20 protein-coding genes and 1 tRNA gene are annotated in these 23,156 nt (G+C 60.9%); 13 read left to right on the top strand and 8 right to left on the bottom strand.

The annotated features are described in order from the left end of the window. Positions 1-831 (top strand): CopD family protein (locus NW827_RS02105; RefSeq protein ID WP_414503281.1); only part of this gene is annotated, 831 nt, incomplete at its 5' end. Here the strand turns inward: NW827_RS02105 and NW827_RS02100 are convergent. Both NW827_RS02100 and NW827_RS02095 read right to left on the bottom strand, forming a co-directional pair. After that, positions 828-3,668, bottom strand: coding sequence for a tetratricopeptide repeat protein (locus tag NW827_RS02100; RefSeq protein ID WP_414503280.1), 2,841 nt, complete (start codon positions 3,666-3,668; stop codon positions 828-830). The two genes, NW827_RS02105 and NW827_RS02100, sit on opposite strands and share 4 nt — an antisense overlap. A gap of 84 nt (positions 3,669-3,752) precedes the next feature. Next, positions 3,753-4,151, bottom strand: coding sequence for a DUF4346 domain-containing protein (locus tag NW827_RS02095; protein WP_414359581.1), 399 nt, complete (start codon positions 4,149-4,151; stop codon positions 3,753-3,755). A 247-nt stretch (positions 4,152-4,398) separates the two neighbouring features. Between NW827_RS02095 and NW827_RS02090 the strand changes: the two genes are divergently transcribed. The 9 genes from NW827_RS02090 (at position 4,399) to NW827_RS02050 (ending at position 15,206) form a co-directional block, all read left to right on the top strand. Beyond that, on the top strand, positions 4,399-5,433 hold the full coding sequence (locus tag NW827_RS02090) for an HD domain-containing phosphohydrolase (protein ID WP_414403123.1): 1,035 nt from the start codon (positions 4,399-4,401) through the stop codon (positions 5,431-5,433). Between the two features lie 34 nt (positions 5,434-5,467). Further along, positions 5,468-5,752 (top strand): YlxR family protein, encoded by a 285-nt coding sequence (locus tag NW827_RS02085; RefSeq protein ID WP_414403122.1) that lies wholly within the window; start codon positions 5,468-5,470, stop codon positions 5,750-5,752. A 288-nt stretch (positions 5,753-6,040) separates the two neighbouring features. After that, entirely contained in the window at positions 6,041-9,043 is a 3,003-nt protein-coding gene (infB, locus tag NW827_RS02080; protein ID WP_414503279.1) for a translation initiation factor IF-2, read from the top strand. Positions 9,044-9,130: 87 nt separating this feature from the next. After that, positions 9,131-10,960: a proline--tRNA ligase gene (locus tag NW827_RS02075; RefSeq protein ID WP_414403120.1), complete on the top strand. Its 1,830-nt coding sequence runs from the start codon at positions 9,131-9,133 to the stop codon at positions 10,958-10,960. 47 nt (positions 10,961-11,007) lie between these two features. Next, a tRNA-Asn gene (locus tag NW827_RS02070) sits at positions 11,008-11,079 on the top strand. 88 nt (positions 11,080-11,167) lie between these two features. Then, a complete protein-coding gene (locus NW827_RS02065) occupies positions 11,168-11,686 on the top strand; it encodes an inorganic diphosphatase (RefSeq protein WP_414360047.1) in 519 nt (172 codons plus the stop codon). 115 nt (positions 11,687-11,801) lie between these two features. Next, on the top strand, positions 11,802-12,551 hold the full coding sequence (locus tag NW827_RS02060; RefSeq protein WP_414503278.1) for a cytochrome c biogenesis protein CcdA: 750 nt from the start codon (positions 11,802-11,804) through the stop codon (positions 12,549-12,551). Between the two features lie 63 nt (positions 12,552-12,614). Continuing rightward, positions 12,615-14,009 (top strand): cytochrome c biogenesis protein, encoded by a 1,395-nt coding sequence (locus tag NW827_RS02055; RefSeq protein ID WP_414403118.1) that lies wholly within the window; start codon positions 12,615-12,617, stop codon positions 14,007-14,009. Positions 14,010-14,051: 42 nt separating this feature from the next. Further along, the gene (locus tag NW827_RS02050; protein WP_414403117.1) at positions 14,052-15,206 is read left to right on the top strand and encodes an FAD-binding oxidoreductase; all 1,155 of its coding nucleotides are present in this window, start codon (positions 14,052-14,054) and stop codon (positions 15,204-15,206) included. A gap of 124 nt (positions 15,207-15,330) precedes the next feature. Here NW827_RS02050 and NW827_RS02045 read toward each other — a convergent pair whose 3' ends face one another. The 3 genes from NW827_RS02045 to NW827_RS02035 all read right to left on the bottom strand — a co-directional run bounded on the left by NW827_RS02045 (position 15,331) and on the right by NW827_RS02035 (position 17,523). Then, positions 15,331-16,464, bottom strand: coding sequence for an NAD(P)/FAD-dependent oxidoreductase (locus tag NW827_RS02045; protein WP_414359590.1), 1,134 nt, complete (start codon positions 16,462-16,464; stop codon positions 15,331-15,333). A 30-nt stretch (positions 16,465-16,494) separates the two neighbouring features. Beyond that, positions 16,495-16,647, bottom strand: a complete 153-nt coding sequence (locus NW827_RS02040) for a photosystem II protein Y (protein ID WP_414404528.1) — start codon at positions 16,645-16,647, stop codon at positions 16,495-16,497. A 456-nt stretch (positions 16,648-17,103) separates the two neighbouring features. Next, on the bottom strand, positions 17,104-17,523 hold the full coding sequence (locus NW827_RS02035) for a VOC family protein (RefSeq protein ID WP_414359594.1): 420 nt from the start codon (positions 17,521-17,523) through the stop codon (positions 17,104-17,106). Between the two features lie 149 nt (positions 17,524-17,672). Here NW827_RS02035 and topA point away from each other — a divergent pair, with 149 nt between their 5' ends. Next, positions 17,673-20,399, top strand: coding sequence for a type I DNA topoisomerase (topA, locus tag NW827_RS02030; RefSeq protein ID WP_414403363.1), 2,727 nt, complete (start codon positions 17,673-17,675; stop codon positions 20,397-20,399). A 137-nt stretch (positions 20,400-20,536) separates the two neighbouring features. Here the strand turns inward: topA and NW827_RS02025 are convergent, their stop codons facing one another. Genes NW827_RS02025 through grxD form a run of 3 tightly spaced genes read right to left on the bottom strand, consistent with a single transcriptional unit; the run spans position 20,537 to position 21,559 of the window. Continuing rightward, a complete protein-coding gene (locus NW827_RS02025) occupies positions 20,537-20,887 on the bottom strand; it encodes a phage holin family protein (RefSeq protein ID WP_414359595.1) in 351 nt (116 codons plus the stop codon). 10 nt (positions 20,888-20,897) lie between these two features. Continuing rightward, entirely contained in the window at positions 20,898-21,212 is a 315-nt protein-coding gene (locus tag NW827_RS02020) for a BolA family protein (protein ID WP_414359596.1), read from the bottom strand. 5 nt (positions 21,213-21,217) lie between these two features. Next, on the bottom strand, positions 21,218-21,559 hold the full coding sequence (grxD, locus tag NW827_RS02015) for a Grx4 family monothiol glutaredoxin (protein ID WP_414359597.1): 342 nt from the start codon (positions 21,557-21,559) through the stop codon (positions 21,218-21,220). Positions 21,560-21,703: 144 nt separating this feature from the next. Here grxD and cysE point away from each other — a divergent pair, with 144 nt between their 5' ends. Together cysE and NW827_RS02005 are read left to right on the top strand one after the other, a co-directional pair. Next, positions 21,704-22,486 carry a serine O-acetyltransferase gene (gene cysE / locus NW827_RS02010; protein ID WP_414359599.1) on the top strand — a complete coding sequence of 261 codons (783 nt, stop codon included), beginning with the start codon at positions 21,704-21,706 and terminating at the stop codon, positions 22,484-22,486. A gap of 169 nt (positions 22,487-22,655) precedes the next feature. Continuing rightward, positions 22,656-23,000, top strand: coding sequence for a hypothetical protein (locus NW827_RS02005; RefSeq protein WP_414403115.1), 345 nt, complete (start codon positions 22,656-22,658; stop codon positions 22,998-23,000). Positions 23,001-23,156 lie beyond the last annotated feature (156 nt).

The following is a 23,156-nucleotide window of genomic DNA, read 5'->3' as shown; positions in this document are numbered from 1 at the left end:
CGGTTTCCCCCCCGCCGCCCCCCCCCCCCCCCCCCGACCCCCCCCGGCCCGCGCGCCCGCTGGGGGCGCCACCCCCCCGCCCGCGGTGTGGGGTTGGGGGGGTTGTGGGGGCTGGAGCGCCTGCTAAGCCATTCGCGCCAGCGGGACGGAGTCCTTGAGTTGACTCCCCCCGCCGTAGGCCTCATCCAGCGGTTTTCCGACGTGGCCACCTGGGCCGTGCCGGGGCTGGTGCTGGCAGGGGTGGGAATGGGCGGGATCCACCGCGGCTGGGACTGGGCTCATCCCTACGGGCAGTACCTCTGGGCCAAGCTACTGCTGGTGCTGATGATCCTAGGGTTGGCCGCCCACAACAAGTTGCGGCTGCTGCCGGCGCTGCGGTCGGGGGTCTGGGCGGCGGCTCGATCCCTGCAGGGGATTGTCCGCCTGGAGTTGGTGGGGCTAGTTTTGGTGCTGGCCTTAACCAGCTTTCTAGTGGCCCAAGCCCCTCCTGAGCAAGGAGCAGAACTCCCCCGGGAGCCAGCCTGCCAAGCGACATTGGGCTGGCCAGAAGGCAGCCTCCGCCTGCAGATCCGACCCTGTCGCCCCGGCAACAACAAGGTGCAAGTGGAAGTCAAAGGGATCCCGGCCCAGGAGCTGAGCTTGGACTTTGACCTGCCCGCGCGTGGGATCCCGCCTTTGCGGCGCCAGGCCCTGCCGAAAGAACCTGGCCGGTTTGAGGTGGAAGAGGTCCTCTTGCCCTTGGCGGGAGAATGGCAGATCCGGGTAAGGCTGCTAGTGAGCGACTTCGAGGAGCGACGGGAGCAAGTTAGGCTTAGGGTGGGGGATCGCTAGGAGCTGCCTAGGGAGTGAGCCTCTTCTTCCCCAAGGCGACCTTGGTACCCCTGCAACTGGAGGGCAGTCTGGAAGTCCTGACAGGCTCCTTGCCAGTCACCAAGGGCAGCGCGGGCTAGGGCACGGTTGCAGTGGGCTTTGACATGGCTGGGATCCAGTTGGAGAACCTGCGTGTAGTCGCAAATAGCTGCCGCAAAGTCTCCCTGTTGGGCATAGGCCCAGCCGCGGTTGTTCAAGACCCAGAGGCGCGTTTGGGGATCCAGCTCCAGTTGCAGGAGCTGGGTATAGTCGGCCAGCGCGCTCTCGATCTCCCCCGCCTGATCCCAAAGGAGAGCCCGCCAGAAGAGGGCGTGGCGCTCCTGCGAATTCAAGAGCAGGGCCTGGGTGTAGTCGGCAATGGCCTGCCGTAGCCGGTTGGCCTGCCGGTGGAGATCCCCCCGCTGCCGGTAGGCGAGAGCCGCATCCGCCAGCCCCCAGTCGCAGTTGCAGCTCAAAGCTTGGTCAAGGTCAGCCAACGCCGCCTCCTTGTTGCCTAAAGCCAGATGTACCGCCGCCCGCAGGGCAAATCCCTGAGACGCCTGCGGCTGGGCTTGGATCAGGGCTGTGAAATCCGCCAGTGCTCCCTGCCAGTCTCCCAGCCGCTGCCGCGCCATACCTCGGTATAGATGGATACGGGCCATTAGATCCGGCCCACGCCGGCTCCCCGGCTGGCCTGCCCACTGCAGCGCCTGGGAGAAGTCCTCACAGGCTGCCGGCCAATCTTCTTGCTCAAAATGGATCTGGCCGCGGTCGAAGTAGAGCTGCGGGTTATGGGGATCCCGCTCTAGGGCAGCTGTGTAGTCCTGCAGCGCCGCCAAGGGATCCCCCAAAAGCCGGTGAACCTGGCCGCGGCTGCTGTAGGCCCTGGCATCGCTGGGATCCAAAGCAATGGCCTGGCTCAAGTCGGTCAGAGCCGCTTCCAGATGGCCCAGATTCAGATGAGCAATTCCGCGGTTGAGGTAGGCCTTGGCCAACTGGGGATCCAGCTCCAAGGCGCGGTTGAAGTCGGCTAAAGCGCCTGCCGGATCCCCCAACTCCTGGCGGGCCAGCCCCCGGTAGCAATAGGCCTGGGCTAGTGCAGGGTTAAGGCGGAGCGCCTGTTCACAGTCCGCCAGCGCTGCCTCTAGGGCGTTGTTGCTTAGGTGGGCCATAGCCCGCTGCAGATAGAGCTCCGCCTGCACTGCCACCTCTGCTCCAGAGCTTCCAGCAGCCTGTAGCGCAATGGCCTGAGAGAAATCCTCAATGGCCCCCTGGAGATCCCCCACCGCTTGCCGGGCCAGGCCGCGGCGGTGGTAGGCCTTGCTGTGACCGGGATCCAACTGCAGCGCCTGGGTGTAGTCCTCTATCGCTCCCTGGAAGTCCAGCAACTGCGCCCGCGCCACTCCCCGGTTAAAGTAGGCTTCGCCATCCTGCGGATCCCGCTTGAGGACTTCGGAGAAATCTGCCGCTGCCCCCTGGGCATCCCCCAGATGGCCGCGCACCACGCCGCGGTTAAAATAAGCCCGCACCTCCTCAGGGTTGAGCTCAAGGGCGCGGGAATAATCCTCAATCGCTTGCTGCGGCTGCTCAAGCTGCCGGTAGGCGTTGCCGCGGTTGTAGTAGGCCACTGCCCAGTGGGGATTGAGGCGGAGGGCGTGGGTATAATCGGCAACTGCCCCTTCATAGTCCCCTAGCCGGTAGCGGGCCAGGCCACGGTTGAAATAGGTGCGGGCCTCTCCCCCCGCCAGTTGAATGACGCGGGTGAAATCTTCAAATGCTCCTGCCCAGTCGCCAGTTTTGTAGCGGGCGCTGCCCCGCTGGCTGTAGGCGCGGCTATTCTGGGGATCCAGTTGAATGGCCAGGGTGTAGTCGGCAATCGCCCCTTGGAGATCCCCTTGGCGGGCTTTCTCTTGGCCACGGACCAAGAGGCGTGCTGCCAAAACCTGGTCCACCGAAAGATCAGAAGCCAGAGCTTCGTTGGAAACAGGCAGCAGGGGCCGCAGCGCCTCTAGCACCTCAGCCGCCGACTGAAAGCGCTCTTGCCAGCGGGGACAGATCATGCGATCCAAAATTGCCGCTAGCGCCTCGCTCACTGGGGCCAGATCCCGCCAAAGCAGCTGGCCAGTGCGCGGATCGTCTGGGATCTTGGTGGGGGGGCGCCCAGTCAGCGCCTGAATGGCCAGCACTCCGACCGAGTAGATGTCGCTACAGGGCTGCGGCTTGCCAGCAAGCTGTTCTGGGGCTATGTAGCCCACCGAGCCGATGACTGTTGCCAGCTGGGTTTGGCCAGGAGCCGGGCTGACCAACCGGCCCACCTCCTTCACCGCCCCAAAGTCAATCAACACCAACTTGCCGTCGGAGTCGCGGCGCATCAGGTTGGCTGGCTTGATGTCCCGATGCACGATTTGACGGGCATGGACATAGCGGAGGATCTCCAGGATCTCCCCCAGCAGTTTGACGACCTCCGCTTCGCTCAAGGGCTGGCCGGCCACCAGCTCTTGGCCGAGATCGTGGCCGGCAATGAACTCCTCGACTAAGTAGAACTCCTGATCCTGCTCGAAGTGGGCCAAGAGGCGGGGCACCCGGTCGTAGTGGTTGAGTTGGTTGAGAACTTTGGCTTCCCGTTCAAACAGCTTGCGAGCCGTGGCTAGGGTATGGGGATCCGTGGAGAGAGGGCGCAGGCGCTTAACTACGCAGGGGGTGTTGAAGGTGTCTCGATCCACCGCCTTGTAGGTAACCCCAAACCCCCCTTGCCCCAGAAGGCCGAGGATTTCGTAGCGCCCCCGCAGAATGGTTCCCGGCTTAACCTTGTCGTCCATGGCCTAGCTCGCCCCGCTGTGATCTTGGTCACGGCAAGCTGGCTCGATTCTGCCACAAGCTGCTCGCCTGCAGCGAGTTTGCCCTTAGTCCTGCACGTACTCTTCGCCGGAGATTAGGGCTGCTTCTGCCTTCTGGAACTCCCGTCCCAGGTAGGCAGCGTGGCTAAGCTGGGAGACGACCTTCTCGCTTTCTTTTTCAAAGATCTGGACACACAACTCCTTGGCCGTCCGCCCAACGTACACCCGCTGTGGGGAGCGATTGACTGGCCCCCGCGCTGGGATTACCGCCCCCGTCTCCGGGTCGGTGGCCAGCCCCCGCTCGTTGATCACGGTGCTGTAGTACTTGGCGCAAATGAGCTGCTGCTGCCGATCAATGTAGATAACAAAGTAGCCTGCCGGATCGAGCTCTAGGGGTCGGCGGGAAAGCTGGTCATCGATGCGGCGCACCTGCTCCCGCAAAGACTCAGAGGAAAAAGACGACATGGTAAAGTTGCCAAGAAGCCAACAAAACGGGTGTCAACGTAGCCAAGACTACCTTCATTATCCCTATTGTGGCCGAGAAAGGGGATCCCTGGAGAGTTGATTGCTGTAGAAAAAGCCCCATTGTTGGCCAGGGTTTTGGTTAAGCAATTGGCGGCGGCTTAAAGCAAGTTCAGTGGAAAGGCGGATGCTTGCCAGGGGGAGCTGAGATTACGCTGAAGGCGGTAAGCAAGGGAGAGTCTTTGCTAAGATGCAGTCCGCCCAAGCTGAGAGAACCGTGGGGGTTGGGATCCCTGAGATAACACCTTCTGGAGAGCAGGAGCCGGCGGGCCATCTCCTCATCGTGGACGATCAGCCCCACAGTCGCCTGTTGCTGGGGGATCTGTTGGAGAGCATTGGCTATCGCGTCAGCGAGGCGGAAAACGGCCAGCAAGCCCTGCAGATGCTGCCAAGCTTGCAGCCGGATCTGGTCCTGTTGGATGTGATGATGCCGGGGTTGGACGGATTCGAGGTCTGTCGGCGCATCAAGGCTGATGAGGAGACCCGCTTAATCCCGGTGGTGTTGATTACAGCGGCCAGCGACCGCAAAAATCGCCTGCGCGGTATTGAAGCTGGAGCCGATGACTTCCTGAGCAAGCCCTTTGATGAGGCGGAATTGCTGGCGCGGGTGCGGTCCCTCGTTTACCAAAAGCACCTCAATGAAGACCTGGATCATGCTGCCCAGGTTTTATTTGCCATTGCCCGCAGCGTAGAAAGCCGGGATCCCATCACCGGGGATCACTGTGAGCGTCTGGCACAACTGGCCAAGGGCTTCGGCGAGTTTCTCCAGCTACCCCGTCCCTTGATCAAAGCGCTGACCTGGGGAGCCTACCTGCACGACATCGGCAAAGTGGGCATACCCGACGCCATTTTGAGCAAAACGGGCAAGCACACGCCGGAAGAGTGGGAGGTGATGAAATCCCACGTCTTGATCGGGGAGGAGATCTGCCGCCCGCTGCGCACCATGAAGGATGTGCTGCCCCTCATCCGCCACCACCACGAGCGCTGGGACGGCAGCGGCTATCCCGATGGCCTCAAGGGAGAAGAGATCCCACTCGTGGCCCGCATCTTCCAGATTGTGGACATCTACGACGCCCTTACCTCGGAGCGGCCTTACAAGCGAGCCTTCACTGTCCAAGAAGCCATGGACATCCTACAGGAAGAAACGGCCAAGGGCTGGCGGGATCCCTACTTAGTGGAGCGTTTCTTTGAGTTTTTGCGGTCACGGCTGCCCCAGTTGGAGTAGGCTGGGGTAGGTAGGCCCTTCAAGACAAGATCCTTTGGTTAGCAGGGATCCTCTACGGCGCTGTGTAGGCTGTCGCCAACTGTTTCCCCGCTCCCAGTTGTGGCGGCTAGTTAGGCAATACGGTACTCACCAGGTGCTTTTGAACCAGGGTATGGGGCGTTCTGCCTACCTGTGTCGCCGGCTAGACTGTCTACAGGCGGCGCGGCGGAGGCAGCAGCTGAGCAAAGCTCTCAAGGCTCCGGTGCCAGACTCGCTGTGGCAGCTGCTGGAGCAGGAATTGGCAGAAGGCCGACAAGAGACATCAGATGCAAAAGGCTGAGTCTCAAAAGCTCTGCCAGCAGCTAGGGTATTGCTTTACCCCCCTGCCAACTACACGGCAACCCCTCTTAGTTGTCAAAATGGGGTTGGGTGAGGTCAGCTACAGCCACCCTCTAGGGACTACAGAAGAGTTATTCTAAAAAGGCGCTGTTGGTGTTGGTTCCTGCCCCCGTTGGACTTCGCTTCCCCCTAGGATCTTCAAGACTGTCCCCTATGCCGGGAGAAACGCCCGCCTAGATGATTCAAGCGTAAAACTAACGAGGAGATAGGAGCAGAGGCGAGCAGAGGAATGACCGACAAAGTTCGACTTTACGACATTGCCCGCGAACTGGGACGTGACAATCGCGAGGTGCTAGAGGCTTGTGAGCAGTTGGGGATCCCTTTCAAGAGCCATAGCAGCACCATTTCCCTAGAGCAAGCCGAGTTGGTGCGTAGCAAACTGGGCGGATCCCCCAGTGGGAAACCGCCTCGCCCGCGGACCAAGTCCCAAGGAAGCTCGCCAGCAGAGGCATCGGCAGAAGCCAAAGCCAGTGAGCGCTCTCAGGCTATTGTCGGCATTCGCCGGCCTGCTCCTGCTCAGCAGCCAGCTACCCCTAGGGAGGCCAGCTCTCCCAAACCGCTGTTGCAGCGACCAGAGCGCCTCCCCCCTGCTAAAGAGGCTTCTGCGGCCAGCCCCGAACGAATAGGCCCGCCGCGGCAACAGGCTACTCCCGCAGGAGAGACCAAGCCACAGCTAGCGGCCCCTCCAGCTCGACCTGAACCTAGTGGAGCCAAAGCAGCCAGCGCCGAGACCAGCCCTGCTCCGGTGGTTAAGCGCCTGGTGGTGCTTCCCCCTCCTCAGCGGGTTACTCCCCCTCCTCATCCCGCAGAAGCAAAGGCTCCTCCGCCGCAAAGACCGCGTCCCCAACTGGTGGGCCCACCTGTTCGCCCTGCCAGTCATCCCGAGCCCCAGCCAGCAGCCCTCAAAAAGGCAGACAGCCCCAGTAAAGCCGAGGAGGCTCCTCGGTCCCAGCCGCGGTTGGAGTTGGTAGGGCCTCCCATCCGTCCTGCCGCTAAAACAGTTCCCCCCGAGCCAGAGCCTTCTCCCCGCTTGCCCGAAGCGATCCCTGGAGAACGCTCTACTCCCGTGCTGGCCGAGGCTCCCGTGCGGCCTGCCCCATCCAAAGTCAAGCGCAAAGCAGTGGAAGAAGAGGAAGATGAGGAGCTACAAGCCCTAGAACGGCGATCCAGCCGCACTCAGGCCGAGCGCAAGCGCAAACGCAGACGCGAGGAGGGAGACGGAGACGGCTTGCTGGACTTGGATTCCCTGGCCGTGAGCTCCACCGTCAAGCAAGCGCAGCTAAACGCTATCCAGCCCTTGCCGCGTCCCGCTGCCAAGCCCCCTGCGCAGCGTCCACCAGCAGCGGTTGTCTCGACCCCGCGCCCTCGGCCAGCGGCTGACCCCTCCCCGCAGCCCTCAACCCCTGCTCAAGCCAGCCCTCCAGAAGAAACGGTGGAATTGCTGCCCCAAGAGAAGGTTCTGGTTCTCGAAGGCAGCCTCAGTGTGCAGGAACTGGCCCAGCGCCTGCGGGTGTCGGAAACAGAGATCATCAAAACCCTCTTCTTTAAGGGGGTGAAGGTAACCATCAACCAGGTTTTAGACGAGTCGCTGGCTGAAACGGTGGCCAAAGAGTTGGGCTATGAGGTTCGTCGGCCAGAGACAGAGCCCAAAGTCAAGAAAAGCGAGATGCTTGAGCTGGAGGACATTGACCACCTGGTGTCCCGTCCGCCAGTGGTAACCATCATGGGCCACGTGGATCATGGCAAAACCACTTTGCTCGATGCCATCCGCCAAACCAATGTGGCCCAGCACGAAGCAGGTGGGATCACCCAGCGCATTGGTGCCTACCACGTGGACGTAGACTTTGAAGGCCAGAAGCGGCGCATTGTTTTTCTGGATACTCCTGGCCACCAGGCCTTCACGGCCATGCGCGCCCGCGGTGCCAGCGTCACTGACATTGCTGTCTTAGTGGTGGCTGCCGACGATGGGGTGCAGCCGCAGACGCTGGAGGCCATTAGCCATGCACGGGCAGCCCACGTACCCATCATCGTGGCCATCAACAAGATTGACAAGCCCGGCAGCCAGCCGGAGCGCGTCAAGCAGCAGTTGGCAGAGCATGGGCTGGTGCCGGAGGAGTGGGGTGGCGACACGCCCATGGTGGAGGTCAGCGCTCTTACCCGCCGCAACCTAGACGCGCTGCTAGAGATGATCCTGTTGGTGGCGGATGTGGCCGAGCTGCAGGCCAATCCCAACCGGCCCGCCCGCGGCACTGTGATCGAAGCCCACTTGGACAAAGCGCGGGGACCCGTGGTCACTTTGTTGGTGCAAAACGGCACCCTGCGGGTGGGGGATACGCTGGTGGCTGGAGCCGTGTTTGGCCGCGTCAAGGCCATGATGGACGACCGTGGCCAACGGCTGCAGGAGGCCGGGCCCTCTTCAGCGGTGCAACTGCTGGGCTTGGAAGAGGTGCCGGCGGCAGGGGATGAGTTTCAGGTCTATGGCGATGAGAAGGAAGCACGCCGCGTTGCTGAGGAGCGGGCGGAGGCCCTGCGGCAAAGCCGTTTGCAACAGGCGTTGCTCTCTCGTCGCGTCAGCTTGACTAGCATTTCTGCCAAAGCCCAGGAAGGCCAGCTCAAAGAGTTGAACCTAATCATCAAAACAGACGTCCAGGGATCCGCCGAGGCCATCCAGACGGCCCTGCAGGATTTGCCGCAAGAGGAAGTGCGCTTGCGGGTTCTTCTGGCAGCTCCTGGGGAGATTACAGAGACTGACGTGGATTTGGCAGCAGCCAGCGACGCCATTATCTTGGGCTTTAACACCACCTTCGCCCCCGGCGCGCGGCGAGCTGCCGACGAGAAAGGGGTCGATGTGCGCGAATACAACATTATCTACAACCTGCTGGATGACCTGCGGGCAGCCATGGAGGGCTTGCTGGAGCCAGAAGAGGTGGAGGAGCTGCTGGGCCAAGCGGAAGTGCGCAAAGTCATCCCCATCAGCCGCGGCACCGTGGCTGGCAGCTACGTGCTCTCCGGCAAAGTGCAGCGCAACGCCCTGGTGCGGGTTCGCCGCAAGGGAGAAGTGGTCTACGAGGGACGCCTCGACTCTCTCAAACGCTTCAAGGACGACGTGCGGGAGGTGGCTGCTGGTTTCGAGTGTGGGATCGGTATTGAGAAGTTCGATGCCTGGCAGGAAGGGGACATTATCGAGGTCTACCAAATGGTTACCAAGCGGCGGACCCTAGCTCCCGCCTAGTCAATTTGGGCGGCCTAGAGGCCGAGGGATCCCGGTTGAGGGGAGCCCGAGGAGGGGTTTTCTCCAGAACACAAGTGGAGAGGAGGAATGCAACGGAGCCAGCGATTGAGTCAGATGTTGTTTGTAACCCTGCGGGAGGATCCTGCTGAAGCAGAGCTGCCCAGCCACAAGCTGCTGCTGCGAGGCGGTTTTATCCGGCGGCTCTCCCCAGGGATCTACACCTATCTGCCCCTGCTGTGGCGGGTGCTGCAGAAGATCTCGGGCATTGTCCGGGAGGAGATGAACGCCATTGGGGCTCAGGAGTGTCTTTTGCCCCAGTTGCAGCCGGCAGAGATCTGGCGGGAATCGGGCCGCTGGGAGGTGTATACCCAGGCAGAAGGGATCATGTTCGCCCTCAAAGACCGACAGGGACGCGAGCAGGCCCTGGGCCCCACCCACGAAGAGGTAATCACCCTGCTGGCGCGGGATCTCATCCGCTCCTATCGCCAGTTGCCGCAAATCCTCTATCAAATCCAGACCAAGTTCCGCGACGAGATTCGACCCCGCTTTGGCCTGCTGCGGGGGCGGGAATTCCTCATGAAGGACGCCTACTCCTTCCACGCCAATGAGGAAAGCCTGCGCCAGACCTACCAGGACATGTACCGCGCCTACTGCCGCATCCTGCGCCGCTGCGGGCTGCAGTTTCGTGTAGTGGAGGCCGACGCCGGCGCCATTGGCGGACCCTCGGCAATGTCCCAGGAGTTCATGGTGCTGGCTTCTGCCGGAGAGGATGAGATCCTCTACACCCCCGATGGCTCCTACGCTGCCAATGTGGAGAAAGCCGTCTCCCTTCCACCGCCAGCGGCAGCGTCTCCCTACACCACCTTCCAGGTTCTGGATACCCCGGGAACGGAAACCATTGAGAAACTGGCTGCTTTCTTGAAGATCTCCCCCACCCTAATTGTTAAGAATGTGCTCTACCAGGCCCTCTACGACAACGGCCGGCGGGTAGTGGTCTTGCTGAGCATCCGCGGGGATCAAGAAGTCAATGAGGTGAAGTTGGCCAACCACCTCAACCGTCTGGCGGAGCGCTACCAAGCCAACAAGCTGCTTAAACTAACCTTGGCGGATGCTGAGATCCAAAAAAGCTGGCAAGGGGATCCCGTGCCCGTGGGATACATTGCCCCTGACCTGCCCGATAGCTGCCTCGGGGGGCAGGAACACTTTGCCCCCCAGATTCTGCGCCTAGTTGACCAGACGGCAGCCACGCTGAAAAACTTTGTAACCGGCAGCAACCAGGTGGGGCGGCACGTGGTGGGGGCCAACTGGGGTGAGCAGTACCCCTTGCCAGAGGTGGTTGATGTGCGCAAAGCCCAGGCGGGGGATCGCTGTCTGCTCAACCCTGAGCAGGTTCTCCAGGGAGCCCGCGGCATTGAGGTCGGCCATATCTTCCAGTTGGGCCTTAAGTTCTCGCTGCCAATGCGGGCTACCTTTACCAACGAAAACGGCCTTGAGCAGCCGCTGTGGATGGGCTGCTATGGCATTGGGGTGTCGCGGCTAGCCCAGGCGGCGGTGGAACAGTCCCACGATGCCAACGGCATCATCTGGCCGGTGGCCATTGCCCCCTACCACGTGGTGGTGGTGGTGCCCAACACTTCTGATCCGGAGCAGATGCAGGTGGCGGAAAAATTGGTGCAGGAGCTGGACGCTGCCGGTATTGAAACCCTCTGGGACGACCGGGATGAGCGAGCGGGCGTCAAGTTTAAAGATGCCGATCTCATTGGGATCCCCTATCGCCTAACCACGGGACGCAGTCTCAAGCAGGGCAAGGTAGAACTGGCGGAACGGGCCACTGGTCAGGCTGTGGACATTCCCCTCGAAGCTGTGGTGCCTACCCTGAAAGAACGCCTTGCCACTGCCTTGGCAGTGGCCGGCTGAGGAGTTGCTTTGCAGCTCTTTTTTTCCTATGATGGGGTATATCTCGATCCTCGGTAGCTCAGCGGTAGAGCGGTCGGCTGTTAACCGATTGGTCGCAAGTTCGAATCTTGCCCGAGGAGCTTGCCTTGGCTACTTGACATCCCCCCCTGGGAGCTATAATGCCCTCTGGCCATTTTTGCGTCACGTATTCCGAGGGTATTGACTGTGATTGACCTGTCGCGGATCCCTGCCCAACCCAAGCCAGGCCTGCTTAACCTCCTAATTGAGATCCCTGGCGGCAGCAAGAACAAGTACGAGTTTGACAAGGACATGGGCGTGATGGCCCTAGACCGGGTGCTCTACTCTTCGGTGCAGTACCCCTACGACTACGGCTTTGTGCCCAACACGCGGGCAGGGGACGGGGATCCCTTAGATGGCCTAGTCATCATGGATCAGCCCACCTTTCCGGGGTGTGTGATTGCGGTGCGACCGCTGGGCATGCTGCAGATGATTGACGCAGGGGAGCCGGATGAGAAGTTGCTGTGCGTGCCTGCTAAGGATCCTCGCTATGCTTCCGTAACCAAGCTGGAAGATATTGCCCAGCACCGCCTGGACGAGATTGCCGAGTTTTTTGCCACCTACAAGCGCCTAGAGAAGAAAGAAACCCAGATCTTGGGCTGGAAAGGTCTGGCCGAAACCGAGGCAGTGATTGCCAGCAGCATTGCCGCCTACCAACAGTCCAAGTAGCTCCCCAGCTTTTCTAGACTGGAGCGCGCCGCTAGGGGTGCTGGCCAGTTGGCGCTCAGCTGCCCTGGAGGGGGCTCCTTGAGCTAGCCTAGGTTTGGACTCGACGGCTTTTGCTATGGTGGATACCCTTCAGCTTTGGCTCTACCACTTAGAGCAGTGGGCAGCGGAGCTGGTCCAAGGGCAACTGCAGCACCTCTCTCCCCTGAGCTGGCTGGCAGTGGGCCTGGCAGGTCTGGTTACCAGCCTTTCTCCCTGTATGCTCTCTATGTTGCCGGTAACCATTGGCTACATCGGCGGCTACACCCCTACTACCCCCGCTGCTGCCGGAGCAGTGCGCCGGCAAGTTTGGGTGCAGTCCCTAGGCTTTGCGGTTGGTGTGGCTTTGACCCTCAGCGGGCTGGGCTTGGGAGCAGCTTTGCTAGGCCGGGTTTACGGACAAACCACCGCCTTTGGATCCTTAGTGGCGGGAGGGATCGCCATCCTCATGGGGCTGAACCTGCTGGAAGTTGTCCCCTTGCGCTTCCCCGATTGGTTTAACCGGTTGGAGATCCCTGGCGATTGGCCTGGGCTGGGCCGGTCAGTGGTGCTGGGATCCACCTTTGGCCTGCTGGCCTCTCCCTGCAGCACACCGGTTTTGGTGGCCCTGCTGGGCTGGGTCTCCACCACGGGGCAGCCCTGGGTTGGGGGCGGGCTGCTGCTGGCCTATGCGCTGGGGCTGGTCTCGCCGCTGCTGGTGGCCGGGGTGTTCACTGGCTCCATTAAGCAACTGTTGGCCCTGCGGCGCTGGTCGGGCTGGTTCACCTATGCCAGTGGCGGGGTGTTGGTGGGCTTTGGCACCCTGACGCTCCTCTCCGCGTGGGCCTAAGGGAACAGGCTAAGATGGGGCTGCCCTGAGAGGGGCATCCAAGTCTTGAGCTAACAACTTCCCATGGTTATCCATCCTCTGCCGCTGTTGCGGCGGTATTTTCGCCATGAGCTGCTGCCGCTGCTGGCGGATCTGCGCCTGGCCATCGGTCTTCTCTTGGCGATTGCCCTTTTGAGTGCTGTCGGCACGGTGATTGAGCAAGAGGAGACGGTGGCCTTCTACCAGGCTCACTATCCTGAGCATCCGGCCCTGTTTGGCTTTCTCACCTGGCGGCTGATCCTCCAGCTGGGGTTGGATCACGTCTATCGCACCCCTTGGTTTCTGGCCCTGTTGATCCTGTTTGGCAGCAGCCTGGCCGCCTGTTCTTTCACGCGCCAGTGGCCGATGCTCAAGGTGGCCCGCCGCTGGAGCTACCTCACCCGTCCTTCCTCCTTCCAGCGGCTGCCCTTTTGGGCCTATCTGCCCCAACACTCCCTAGAGGGGCTGCCGCAGCGGCTGCGCCAACGGGGTTATGCAGTGTTTCAGGAGGGATCCCGGCTCTACGCCCGCAAGGGGCTAATCGGGCGGTTTGGCCCCATCGTGGTGCACGTCAGCCTGCTGCTGATCCTGTTGGGGGCTATCTGGGGCAGCCTCGGGGGCTTTAAGGCGCAGGAGCTGATTCCCAGCGGTGGGGTTGCCGCCATTGAACATGTAACCGGGGCAGGGGATCTGGCTCGTCTGCCCACCTGGCAAATTCGGGTTAACCGCTTCTGGATTGACTATGCTCCCGACGGACGGGTAAAGCAGTTTTACTCTGACCTCTCGATTCTAGAGGGCGGCCAGGAGGTCAAGCGTCAGACCATCTCTGTCAACCATCCCCTCTCCTACCGCGGCGTGACCCTCTACCAAGCCGACTGGGGCATCGACAGCATCCGCATCCGCCTTAACAACAGCCCCTCCTTTCAAATTCCAGTGGTGCCGGTGCCCACCCAGACAGGCAGCAAGCTCTGGGGCGCTTTTGTGCCCACCCGACCGGATCTCAGCGAGGGCTTGACGCTGTTGTTGCCGGATTTGCAGGGGACGGCCCTGCTCTACGACACCCAGGGCCAGTGGGTAGGATCCCTGCGCCAGGGCATGAGCCTGGCCCTTGATGAAGTGGCTCCGCAGCGCTTTCCCAAACGCCTTACCCTGCACCTAGACGAGGTTATCGGCGCCACCGGCCTGCAAATGAAATCGGATCCAGGGATCCCGCTTGTCTACCTCGGCTTTGGGCTGCTGATGCTGGGGGTGGTGATGAGCTATTTCAGCTACAGCCAAGTTTGGGCTCTGGAGACGGAAGCAGGGCTTTACCTGGGGGGCAAAACCAACCGCGCCCTGGTGACCTTCGAGCGGGAGTTTGCCTGCCTAGTGGAGCAGCAAAGACTTTCCTCCTTCCCTTCTAGGGAGAAAGAACCTTGCTCTATCGAGGCCAACGGCTAGGCTCTCTACCTGCAAACAAGCTTAGGAAGTTTTGGGGCAACTATGGCTTTTTCTCCTGCGCTAGCCACCTTTCTTTCTAGCCAGGCCGCTCCTATTCCCATCCAAACTCCCTCGACAGTCGCGGAACTGGCTCGGCTCCTCAAGGAGTGCCAGGGGCAGAAGGTCTTGCCGCTGGGGCAGGGGAGCAAGTGGGGATGGGCTCCTCGCTTGGAGGCTGTGGATCTTATCCTCAGTACCCGTGGGCTGTGCCGCCTCATTGACCACGCAGCTGCCGACCTAACGGCGACGGTGGAGGCCGGTATGACCCTGGCGGAGCTACAGGCCATCTTGGCCGAGCGAGGACAATGGTGGCCGGTGGACCCGCTTTATCCCGACTGGGCGACGGTGGGCGGCGTTATCGCCACTGCCGATACGGGCTCGCTGCGCTGGCGCTACGGTAGCATTGGCGACCTAGTGCTGGGCATTACTTGGGTGCGGGCCGATGGGAAGGTGGCTAAGGCGGGCGGGCGGGTGGTCAAGAATGTGGCCGGCTACAACTTGACAAGACTATTTGCCGGATCCCTGGGCAGCTTGGGGATCCTGACGCAGGTAACCCTGCGGCTCTATCCCCTTCCCGCGGCCCAAGCAACTTTGCTGGCTGCAGGGGCGCTGCCGGATTTGGAAACCCTAGCTCGGCAGGTCCTGAGTGCGCCAGTCAGTCCGGTGGGGGTGGATCTCTGGCTGGGGGCAGGGGGATCCCAGCTCTGGATCCATTTCCACGGCTCCGAGCGGGGAATTGCCCACCAGATGACCCAGGTGCAACAGCTAGCTCCAGCAGGATTGAGCTGGCAGGAGGCAAGACCGGGGGCTCTGCCTCTGCCCTCACCCCGCTTGGGGATGGTGTTGGCCAAGTTCGGCTGCTTGCCCAGCCAAAGCCTGGCGACTCTGGAGCAGTTCCAATCCCTTTTCCCTAACGCTCAGGTGCAACTGCATCGCGGCTGCGGGTTGGGGCGAGCCTGGATCCCTCAAGCAGAGAGGGGATCCCTGCTGCAGCTGCAGCGCTATCTCCAGGCGGCGGGGGGGTTTCTCGTACTTTTGGAAGCGCCAGCCGATCTAAAGACAGCTTTAGCCCCCGACTTTGGCCCCACGGCAACCCTAATGCACAAGCTAAAGCAGCAGTTTGACCCCGCTGGGATTTTCAGCCCCCGCTTCCTGTAAACCCTCCCCCCCTCCTGCTAACGCCTAGAGTGCGGGCTTCTTGCTTCAACGGGATAGACTCCCACCGCAGGGTTGTACCCGGTGGCCACGATCCCTGCGCCCCCCACAGCTCCACCAGGACTGCCTAGGGACGCCCTTCCGAGGGGAGGCGGGGAGGGATCCCTAACATTTGCAGCAAGGTTCTAGCCGCATCTTGGCCAGACAGCCAGGCACCTTCTACGCGCCCTCCAGCACACCAATCGCCGCTGCACACCAGGGGTAGTCCCTTGCCAGAGCCAGTGGGAATGTAGGTGCCAAGGCTAGCAAGACCTATTGCCTCCACCGGAAAAGCGTAGCGCCAGCGATGAACTTGGATCCACTGCGGCGAGGCCAGCCAGGATCCCAAGCGCTGGGCAGCATGGGCCAGCAGCTCTCGACCAGCCTTTTCCAGCTCCGTAGGCGCGGCCTCAAGATACAGCGACGACCACTCCGCTCCCCCTTGCAAGACCACTAGCGGCGGCAGAGGCTGTGGCCGCTTGCTGCTGTCTAGGGCCACCCAGGCTAGGAGGGGATCGTCCAAACCCTTGATCCCCTTCCAGGGGGGCAGCGGCGTGTTTTCGGCGTAGCTGGCCAACACAGCAATGCAAGGCTGGTAGGCAGCCGCTTCCAAAAGGGACAACAGGTTATCCCCTGGAGAAATCTTTCCCCGCAGCAAAAGCAGTACCTGGGGAGCAGGAATGGCCATCACCAGGGCAGCAGCCTCGTAGCACTGGCCATTTTCGGCTTGCACTTGCCAGGTCGTTGCCTGGGGCTCGAGGCCAACCACTCGAGTTTGGGTGTGAACGGCCAGGGGAGCAGCCAGCTGCTTGGCCAGCGCCGTCATACCCTGGGGACAGGCATAGCGCGGCTTCTCCTCGTTGGCACTTTCTGGGCGCAGCCCTTGGTGATCCAGCAGATGCAAGGAGCGGGTCCACTCCCTCAGCAGTCCCAAGCCCAGGAGCTCCTTGAGCCAACGATAGAAACCATCAGAGTCGGCAGTCAGGTACTGCGCTCCATGATCCACAGGCACCGTCTGGCCGGCGTGCTGAACCCGTCGAGTGGCCATACGCCCGCCAAGGCCCGCCGATTTCTCAAGTACCAGAACCTGCAGGCCTGCCCGCAGCAGCTGCCGCGCACAGGTCAAGCCGGCTACCCCTGCTCCGACAACAATGACATCTGCCGACTTCCTGTCAGCCCGCTCAGACGGTGACCCTGCTTCTGGGGGATTGGCGTCTGACATACAGGGACTCTAGCGGCTGCCAACGGATCCTTAGCTGTTGCTCTTGCCAAAGGGGTTGTTGCCCCTCTCGCCAAAGAGCTTGGCTTCCCCCTTGAGGGCAGCCTTGATGATGTTGTAAGCGGCCCAGCTTACTGCTAGAGCAACTGGCGCCAGAATGATGAGGGGGCGGAGATCCATCTCCATAGGCTTCCTTCTCTCCAAGGGCGACACAGCGGGGTAACTTGGTAGCCCCGTACTGAGGGCTCCGCGCCGCTAACGCGAGTAGTGCGGAGGGGGACGTAGTCCTTGAGCGACTTGAGTCGCTCGCCAATGCTATAACAACTATAACCCTAAGCAAGCACCCACCCCGGTGGAAGACCCGAACACTGCGGTAAGTCAACTTTGAGACTTGGTTCCAAGGGACGGTCTAGGGGCGTCTTGACAGCGCCTTTGCAAGTTTGTCTGCAGACTGCGTAAGAATCCCCCGACTTTACTCAGGGGAGTGTCAAGACTCCGGAAAAGGGACTACGTCATCGTTAGGGGTCAACTTGTTGCTACCCTAGACCTGGGGAATGTCGCCCTTGGCAAGTTGCGCTTGCCGGGGTGCCACGTGCTTCTAGCAGCAAGCCCCCAAGAGCTTGCGGGATCCTAGAGTCAAGCTCAATCCTCTTTGGCTCCTGGGGATCCCTGCCGACGAATGAGCTCGATTGGCAAGCCATCGGGATCGGCGATGAAGGCCACTTCGTAGGTTTGAGACCCAATTTTCTGGCATTGGGGCGGCAGCAGCAAGATCAGGGGCACTCGCGCTTGTAAGTGTTCTAGATAGTCAGCCAGAGATCCCCATTCGGGGCCCACCTCAAAGGAGGGGTGGTAGTAACCCACATAGTGGGGATCCCCGAAGGGATCGGGGGCAGGGTAGGGCTGGGGTACCTGAATGAGCTCCAGACGGCCCCAGGGGCCGCCCATCCAGCAGGCCAAGGTGCTGCCGATGGTAAACCGTTCTTCTACCCCAAAGCCTAGCCCTTCGTAGAAGGCCATGGAGCGGAAGATATCGGCAGTGCGAATCGAAAAGTGGTGCATTGTCAGGATGGAGTATCAGCAGAAGGCAAAGCGAGAGCCGCTAGTCAAGCGGAGACAGACTTGCTACGCTCCTGAGAAGTAGTCCCTGATTCTTGAGCCACTCTTCCAGTGTGCCGCAACAGCATCGGTTAGTCTTTTTAGGCCTCATCATGCCCAAGCTGGTCATTGTTGAATCTCCTACTAAAGCGCGTACCATCCGCAGCTTCTTGCCCGCCGACTATGAGGTGCAAGCCTCCATGGGACATGTGCGCGATCTGCCCGAGTCGGCTGCCGACATCCCCGAGGAGGTGAAGGGAGAAGAGTGGAGCCGCCTTGGGGTCAATGTCCACGCTAACTTCGAGCCCCTCTACGTGATCCCCAAAGAAAAAAGAAAGGTGGTCAAGGAGCTAAAAGAGGCGCTCAAGAAGGCAGATGAGCTGATCCTGGCCACTGACGAAGACCGGGAGGGGGAAAGCATCAGTTGGCACCTGCAACAGGTGCTTCAGCCCAAGGTGCCTACCCGCCGCATGGTGTTCCACGAAATCACCCGCGAGGCCATTCAGGAGGCTTTACAAAATTGTCGCCAGGTAAACGAGCAACTGGTGCGTGCCCAAGAAACCCGCCGCATCCTGGATCGCCTAGTGGGCTATACCCTGTCGCCCCTCCTGTGGAAAAAAATTGCCCCCAAACTCTCAGCCGGGCGGGTGCAATCGGTGGCAGTGAAGCTCTTGGTGGATCGGGAGCGGGAGCGGCGAGCCTTCAAAAAAGCCTCCTACTGGGATCTGCGGGCAGAGCTGCAGCTGCAAGGTGCTGATCCGGCAGCGGTTTTCCCGGCAGAGCTGGTGAGCCTGGGCGGCAAGCGTCTGGCCAGCGGACAAGACTTCGATCCCAGCACGGGGCAGCTCATGACTGGAAGGGACGTGGTGCTGTTGGATCAAGCCCAGGCCGAAGCCTTGCGGGAGCGTCTGCTGGGGAAAGTCTGGGTGGTCAGTTCTGTAGAAGAGCGCCCCTCCACCCGCAAGCCCGCCCCTCCCTTCACCACCTCCACGCTACAACAGGAGGCCAACCGCAAGCTGCGCCTGTCGGCCCAGCAGACGATGCGCATTGCCCAAAAGCTCTACGAGGAGGGCTACATCACCTACATGCGTACCGACTCGGTCCACCTGTCGGAACAGGCCATCCGCGCCGCCCGAGCCTGCGTGGAGGCAATGTACGGCAAGGAGTACCTCAGCCCTGAACCGCGGCAGTACATCACTAAAACCAAAGGAGCCCAGGAAGCCCACGAGGCCATTCGTCCCGCCGGCTCGGAATTTCGCCTGCCCAGCCAGACTCCCCTCACGGGTCAGGAGTTGGCCCTCTACGACCTAATCTGGAAGCGCACCGTTGCCAGCCAAATGGCTGAGGCGCGGCAAACCCACACCGTTGTGCTGATTGCTGTCGACGATGCCGTGTTCCGGGCTAGCGGCAAGCGCATTGACTTCCCCGGCTTCTTTCGCGCCTACGTAGAGGGATCCGATGACCCAGAGGCGGCTCTGGAAGACCAAGAGGTGTACCTGCCCCTGCTGCGGGTAGGGGAGCAAGTGGACTGCCTGCGGCTAGAGCCGGTGGTTCACGAGACCCAACCTCCACCCCGCTATACAGAGGCCTCCCTGGTGAAGGTGTTGGAAAAGGAGGGCATTGGCCGGCCCAGCACCTATGCCACCATCTTGAGTACAATCCTAAGCCGCGGCTACGCGAGGCTAATGGGGAACACTCTGGTACCCACCTACACGGCCTTTGCAGTTACCGAGCTTTTGGAAAAATACTTTCCCAATCTCGTCAACATCCACTTCACTGCCGAGATGGAGCAAACCCTGGATGATATCGCTTCCGGCCAGGCGGAGTGGCTGCCTTATTTGCGCCACTTCTTCCTGGGTGAGCAAGGCCTTGAGGGACAAGTGAAGGCACGGGAGCTAGAAATTGACCCCAGCCTGGCCCGCTCCATCCACCTGGAAAACCTACCTGCCAAGATAGGTATTGGTCCCTACGGACCCTACGTGGTGGTCGAAACCGAAGCGGGGGAGGTACGCGCCAATCTACCGGAGGACATTCCCCCCGCTGACCTGACCCTGGAACACATCGAGGAACTCATCCGGCGCAAGCAGGAAGGCCCCAAGCCGATTGCCTTCCACCCAGAGACCCAAGAGCCCATCTATGTCATCCCCCAGGGCCCCTACGGACCCTATGTGCAGTTGGGGGAAGTCTCTGAGGAAAACAAAAAGCCCAAGCGCGTCTCCCTGCCCAAAGGACTCAAGCCGGAGGACGTCACTCCAGAGATGGCTCTGGGGTTGCTCAGCCTGCCACGTACGTTGGGCGAGCACCCCGAGTCGGGGAAAAAGGTGCAAGCCGGCATTGGTCGCTTCGGCCCCTACGTGGCCTGCGACGGGGAGTTCCGCTCGCTGCCCCCCGAGGAGGATGTCCTGACCATTAGCTTGGAGCGGGCGCTAGAGCTGTTGGCCCAGCCCAAAAAAGGCCGCACTCCCACCTCGGCCAAGCCCCTAGGCGAGTTGGGAGTCCACCCCGAGGACGGCAAGCCGGTAACTCTGCACGACGGCCCCTATGGGTTCTACGTCAAGCACGGCAAAGTCAACGCCTCGCTGCCTAAGGATCTCTCCCCCGAAGCCGTGACGCTGGAGATAGCTCTGGAGCTGCTGGCGGAAAAGGAAGGTAAGGGCAAGGCCCAAGCAAACGCCAGCTGCCCAGCTGCGGCCAATCAGGCCAAGAGAGCTGAGGCTGCCGTTCCCCAGAGGCAACGCACGGTGCAGGGCCCTGCCCGCAGCAAGGGACAAGCTCAAGGGGAGGACCCTACCCAATGCCCTCCCCCTCTTCTTAAGGTTGTTCCCAAAGCTCGGGCTTAAGCCCTAACTCCCCTTAGCTGGCTAACTCAGCAGGGGTTAGCCCAGGCTAAGGCCCTACAAGGGTTGGCCAAAAGCTAGGTGGCTGCAGTTGACTCTCTCTTCCCCCGTCTTACCCGGCCTTCTGCTGCTTAGGGAAACTAAGCAGCCTGTTCAAAAATGCTCCGAACCCAGCTGCTAATGATGGAGAGGGCAATTGCACCAAGCAGGGCCCAGCCAAAGTTGTCGATCTTGAAAGCATCACCCGCAAGCTTGTCGGCAATGAGCAAGCAAATAGCGTTCAAAATGAGCGAAAACAAGCCCAGGGTGAAGATGGTAAGCGGTAGGGTGATCAACTGCAGCAATGGCTTCACTAAGCTATTGACCAGACCAATGGCTAGCGCCGCTACCAAGGCACCCCCAAATCCGGAGACGTGGATCCCGGGCAACAGCCAAGCCAAAATCATCACGCTCAAGGCCGACATTAACCAGGTGGCCAGAAGAGATGCCATGCTTCCTCCCTTACCCCGCTGGGGCAGCCATTTTGCCCTCTATGCTACCTAGATCCGGCCGCTCCTCGGGACTGTACGTCTGCAGGGCCAAGGCATGGATGCTTTGCCCCATCTCCTCAGCCAGGGCGGCGTACACCAGGCGATGCCGTTGCAAAGAGGTTTTGCCAGTAAAAAGAGGGGATACCACCTGCACGCGGTAGTGCCCTCCCGATCCCTGTTGCCCGCCTCCATGGCCTGCATGGCGGTGGGACTCGTCCTCCACGTGGACGTAAAGAGCTTGCAGCTTTTCAGCTAGGAGCTGCCGCAAACCATCTGCGGTGAGCATGGGTTTTAAGGTTGACTGTCAGCCTGGGCAAAAGCTGCTTCCACTAGGGGGCGCAACTCGTTGCGGGCATGCATTTCCTGGAGGATGTCACAGCCGCCAATAAACTGCCCGTTGATGTAGATTTGTGGAATGGTTGGCCAGTTGGAAAACACCTTGATCCCCTGGCGAATTTCCGGGTCCTCCAGCACGTTAATTGCCGTGTAGGGAAAGCCCAAGCTGTCCAAAATGCGCACAGCTGTGTAGGAAAACCCACACTGGGGCATCTCTGGGGTGCCCTTCATGTAGATCAGTACCTTGTGGGTGCGGATTTGCTCGCGGATCTTCTCTTCCAAAAGGGGGTCTAGCATGGCCGTCTGCTGGTCGAGCAACACCAGTATTTCATTGGTCTAGTCTAGCTGCTGTCAAGCAGGTGGAGGCTAGCAGGGATCCCCCCACTGGCAGCAAAAAGTGCTAGAAGGGGAGAAGTGGAGGTTCCCTATCGGAGGCCGTTCATGCTGACCGAGGCCAAGCAGTCGGCGGCAGAAAGCCCCCAAGCAGACAGGAGTGAGGCTCCCCCTTCTAAGCAGCCAAAGACAAAGCTGGGGTTTTGGCAGCAATTTTGGGAAGATGTTGACTGTGTCTTTGAGCGGGATCCAGCGGCGCGCAACCGCTGGGAGGTTATCCTCACCTACCCAGGGGTACACGCTCTGTTTCTACACCGCATTGCCCATTGGCTGTGGCAGCGGCGCTGCTTCCTGCTGGCTCGGTTGATTAGCTTCATTTCCCGCTCCTTTACCCTGATTGAAATTCACCCGGCAGCCCGGATTGGGCGGCGCTTTTTCATCGACCATGGCTGTGGTGTGGTGATCGGGGAGACAGCGGAAATTGGCGACGATGTTACCCTCTATCACGGCGTTACCCTGGGGGGCACCTCTTGGACAAAAGGTAAACGGCATCCCACCCTGGAAGATGGGGTGATCGTGGGCACAGGGGCGAAGATCCTGGGGCCAGTTCGCATTGGTGCCAGAGCCCGCATTGGAGCCAACGCAGTGGTGATCCACGATGTGCCTCCGGGGATGACAGTGGTAGGGATCCCGGGCCGGGCCGTTATCCCACCCCATCAACGCCGCATCCCTGCCCATGGCATCGACCTCGATCACCACCTCATGCCTGACCCGGTGGGACGGGCAATCGAGCAGCTGTTGCACCGCATTCAAGAGCTGGAAGCCCAGGTGGCCCGTCTTAGCCAAGAGCGGGAGCGGGCCCAGCAAGAGAGTTCAGGGGCGGGTGACTAGCTCGGCAGTATCCGCAAGGCGTGAGTTTAAAAGGGCAGCGTTCGCAGCTTCCTCAGGCGCAGAGGAGAAGCTTGCTCTGTTGCGTAACCCTTTTTGCGGCAAAGGGGTGGAGCCATTTCAGTAGGGCGAGCTAGGGTGCTAGCATCTCAGCTCTACGGGGAAAACGGTGATGATGCCAGCCAAACCCCTCTCTGGGGTAGCAGCTCTGCTCTGCCTAGGCCTAGCTCCAGCCGCTCTGGCCCAGACGCTTCTGCCGCAGCAAACGGTGCTCCTCGACAGCAGACAGAACAGCGCCACCCCTCTACAAAGCAATGTCCTACAAAACATTGTCTTCGTCGTGCCCAACCCCCCAACGCAGCCCTACGCTGGCAGGTGGGGTTGGCGCCGCAGCCCCTCACCTCCCCCTGCCCCCATCACAATCCTTATCCTCAACTCCCAGGCCAACTTGGCCGCCGAGGCAGCCGAGCCGCAGAGTTGTGGCCAGCGCTGCCAGGGATCCCTGCGCCTGCCATAAAAAGAGGCTGCTTTTGCCATTGGGTGCGTGCCAAGACCCGGATCCGCTATGAATGGGGGTTGGTAGTATAATTCAGGCCAATGGTTCCCCACTGGCACTTCTTTGTGGTGGGCGAGGGATCCCCATGAACCGTTCCAGGCAACTGAAACTCCAGCT

It is taken from the genome of Synechococcus sp. H70.1, from assembly GCF_047502705.1.
Classification (GTDB): domain Bacteria; phylum Cyanobacteriota; class Cyanobacteriia; order Thermostichales; family Thermostichaceae; genus Thermostichus.
The sequence above is the reverse complement of the archived record's forward strand: the minus strand, read 5'-3'. Positions and strand labels throughout refer to the sequence as shown.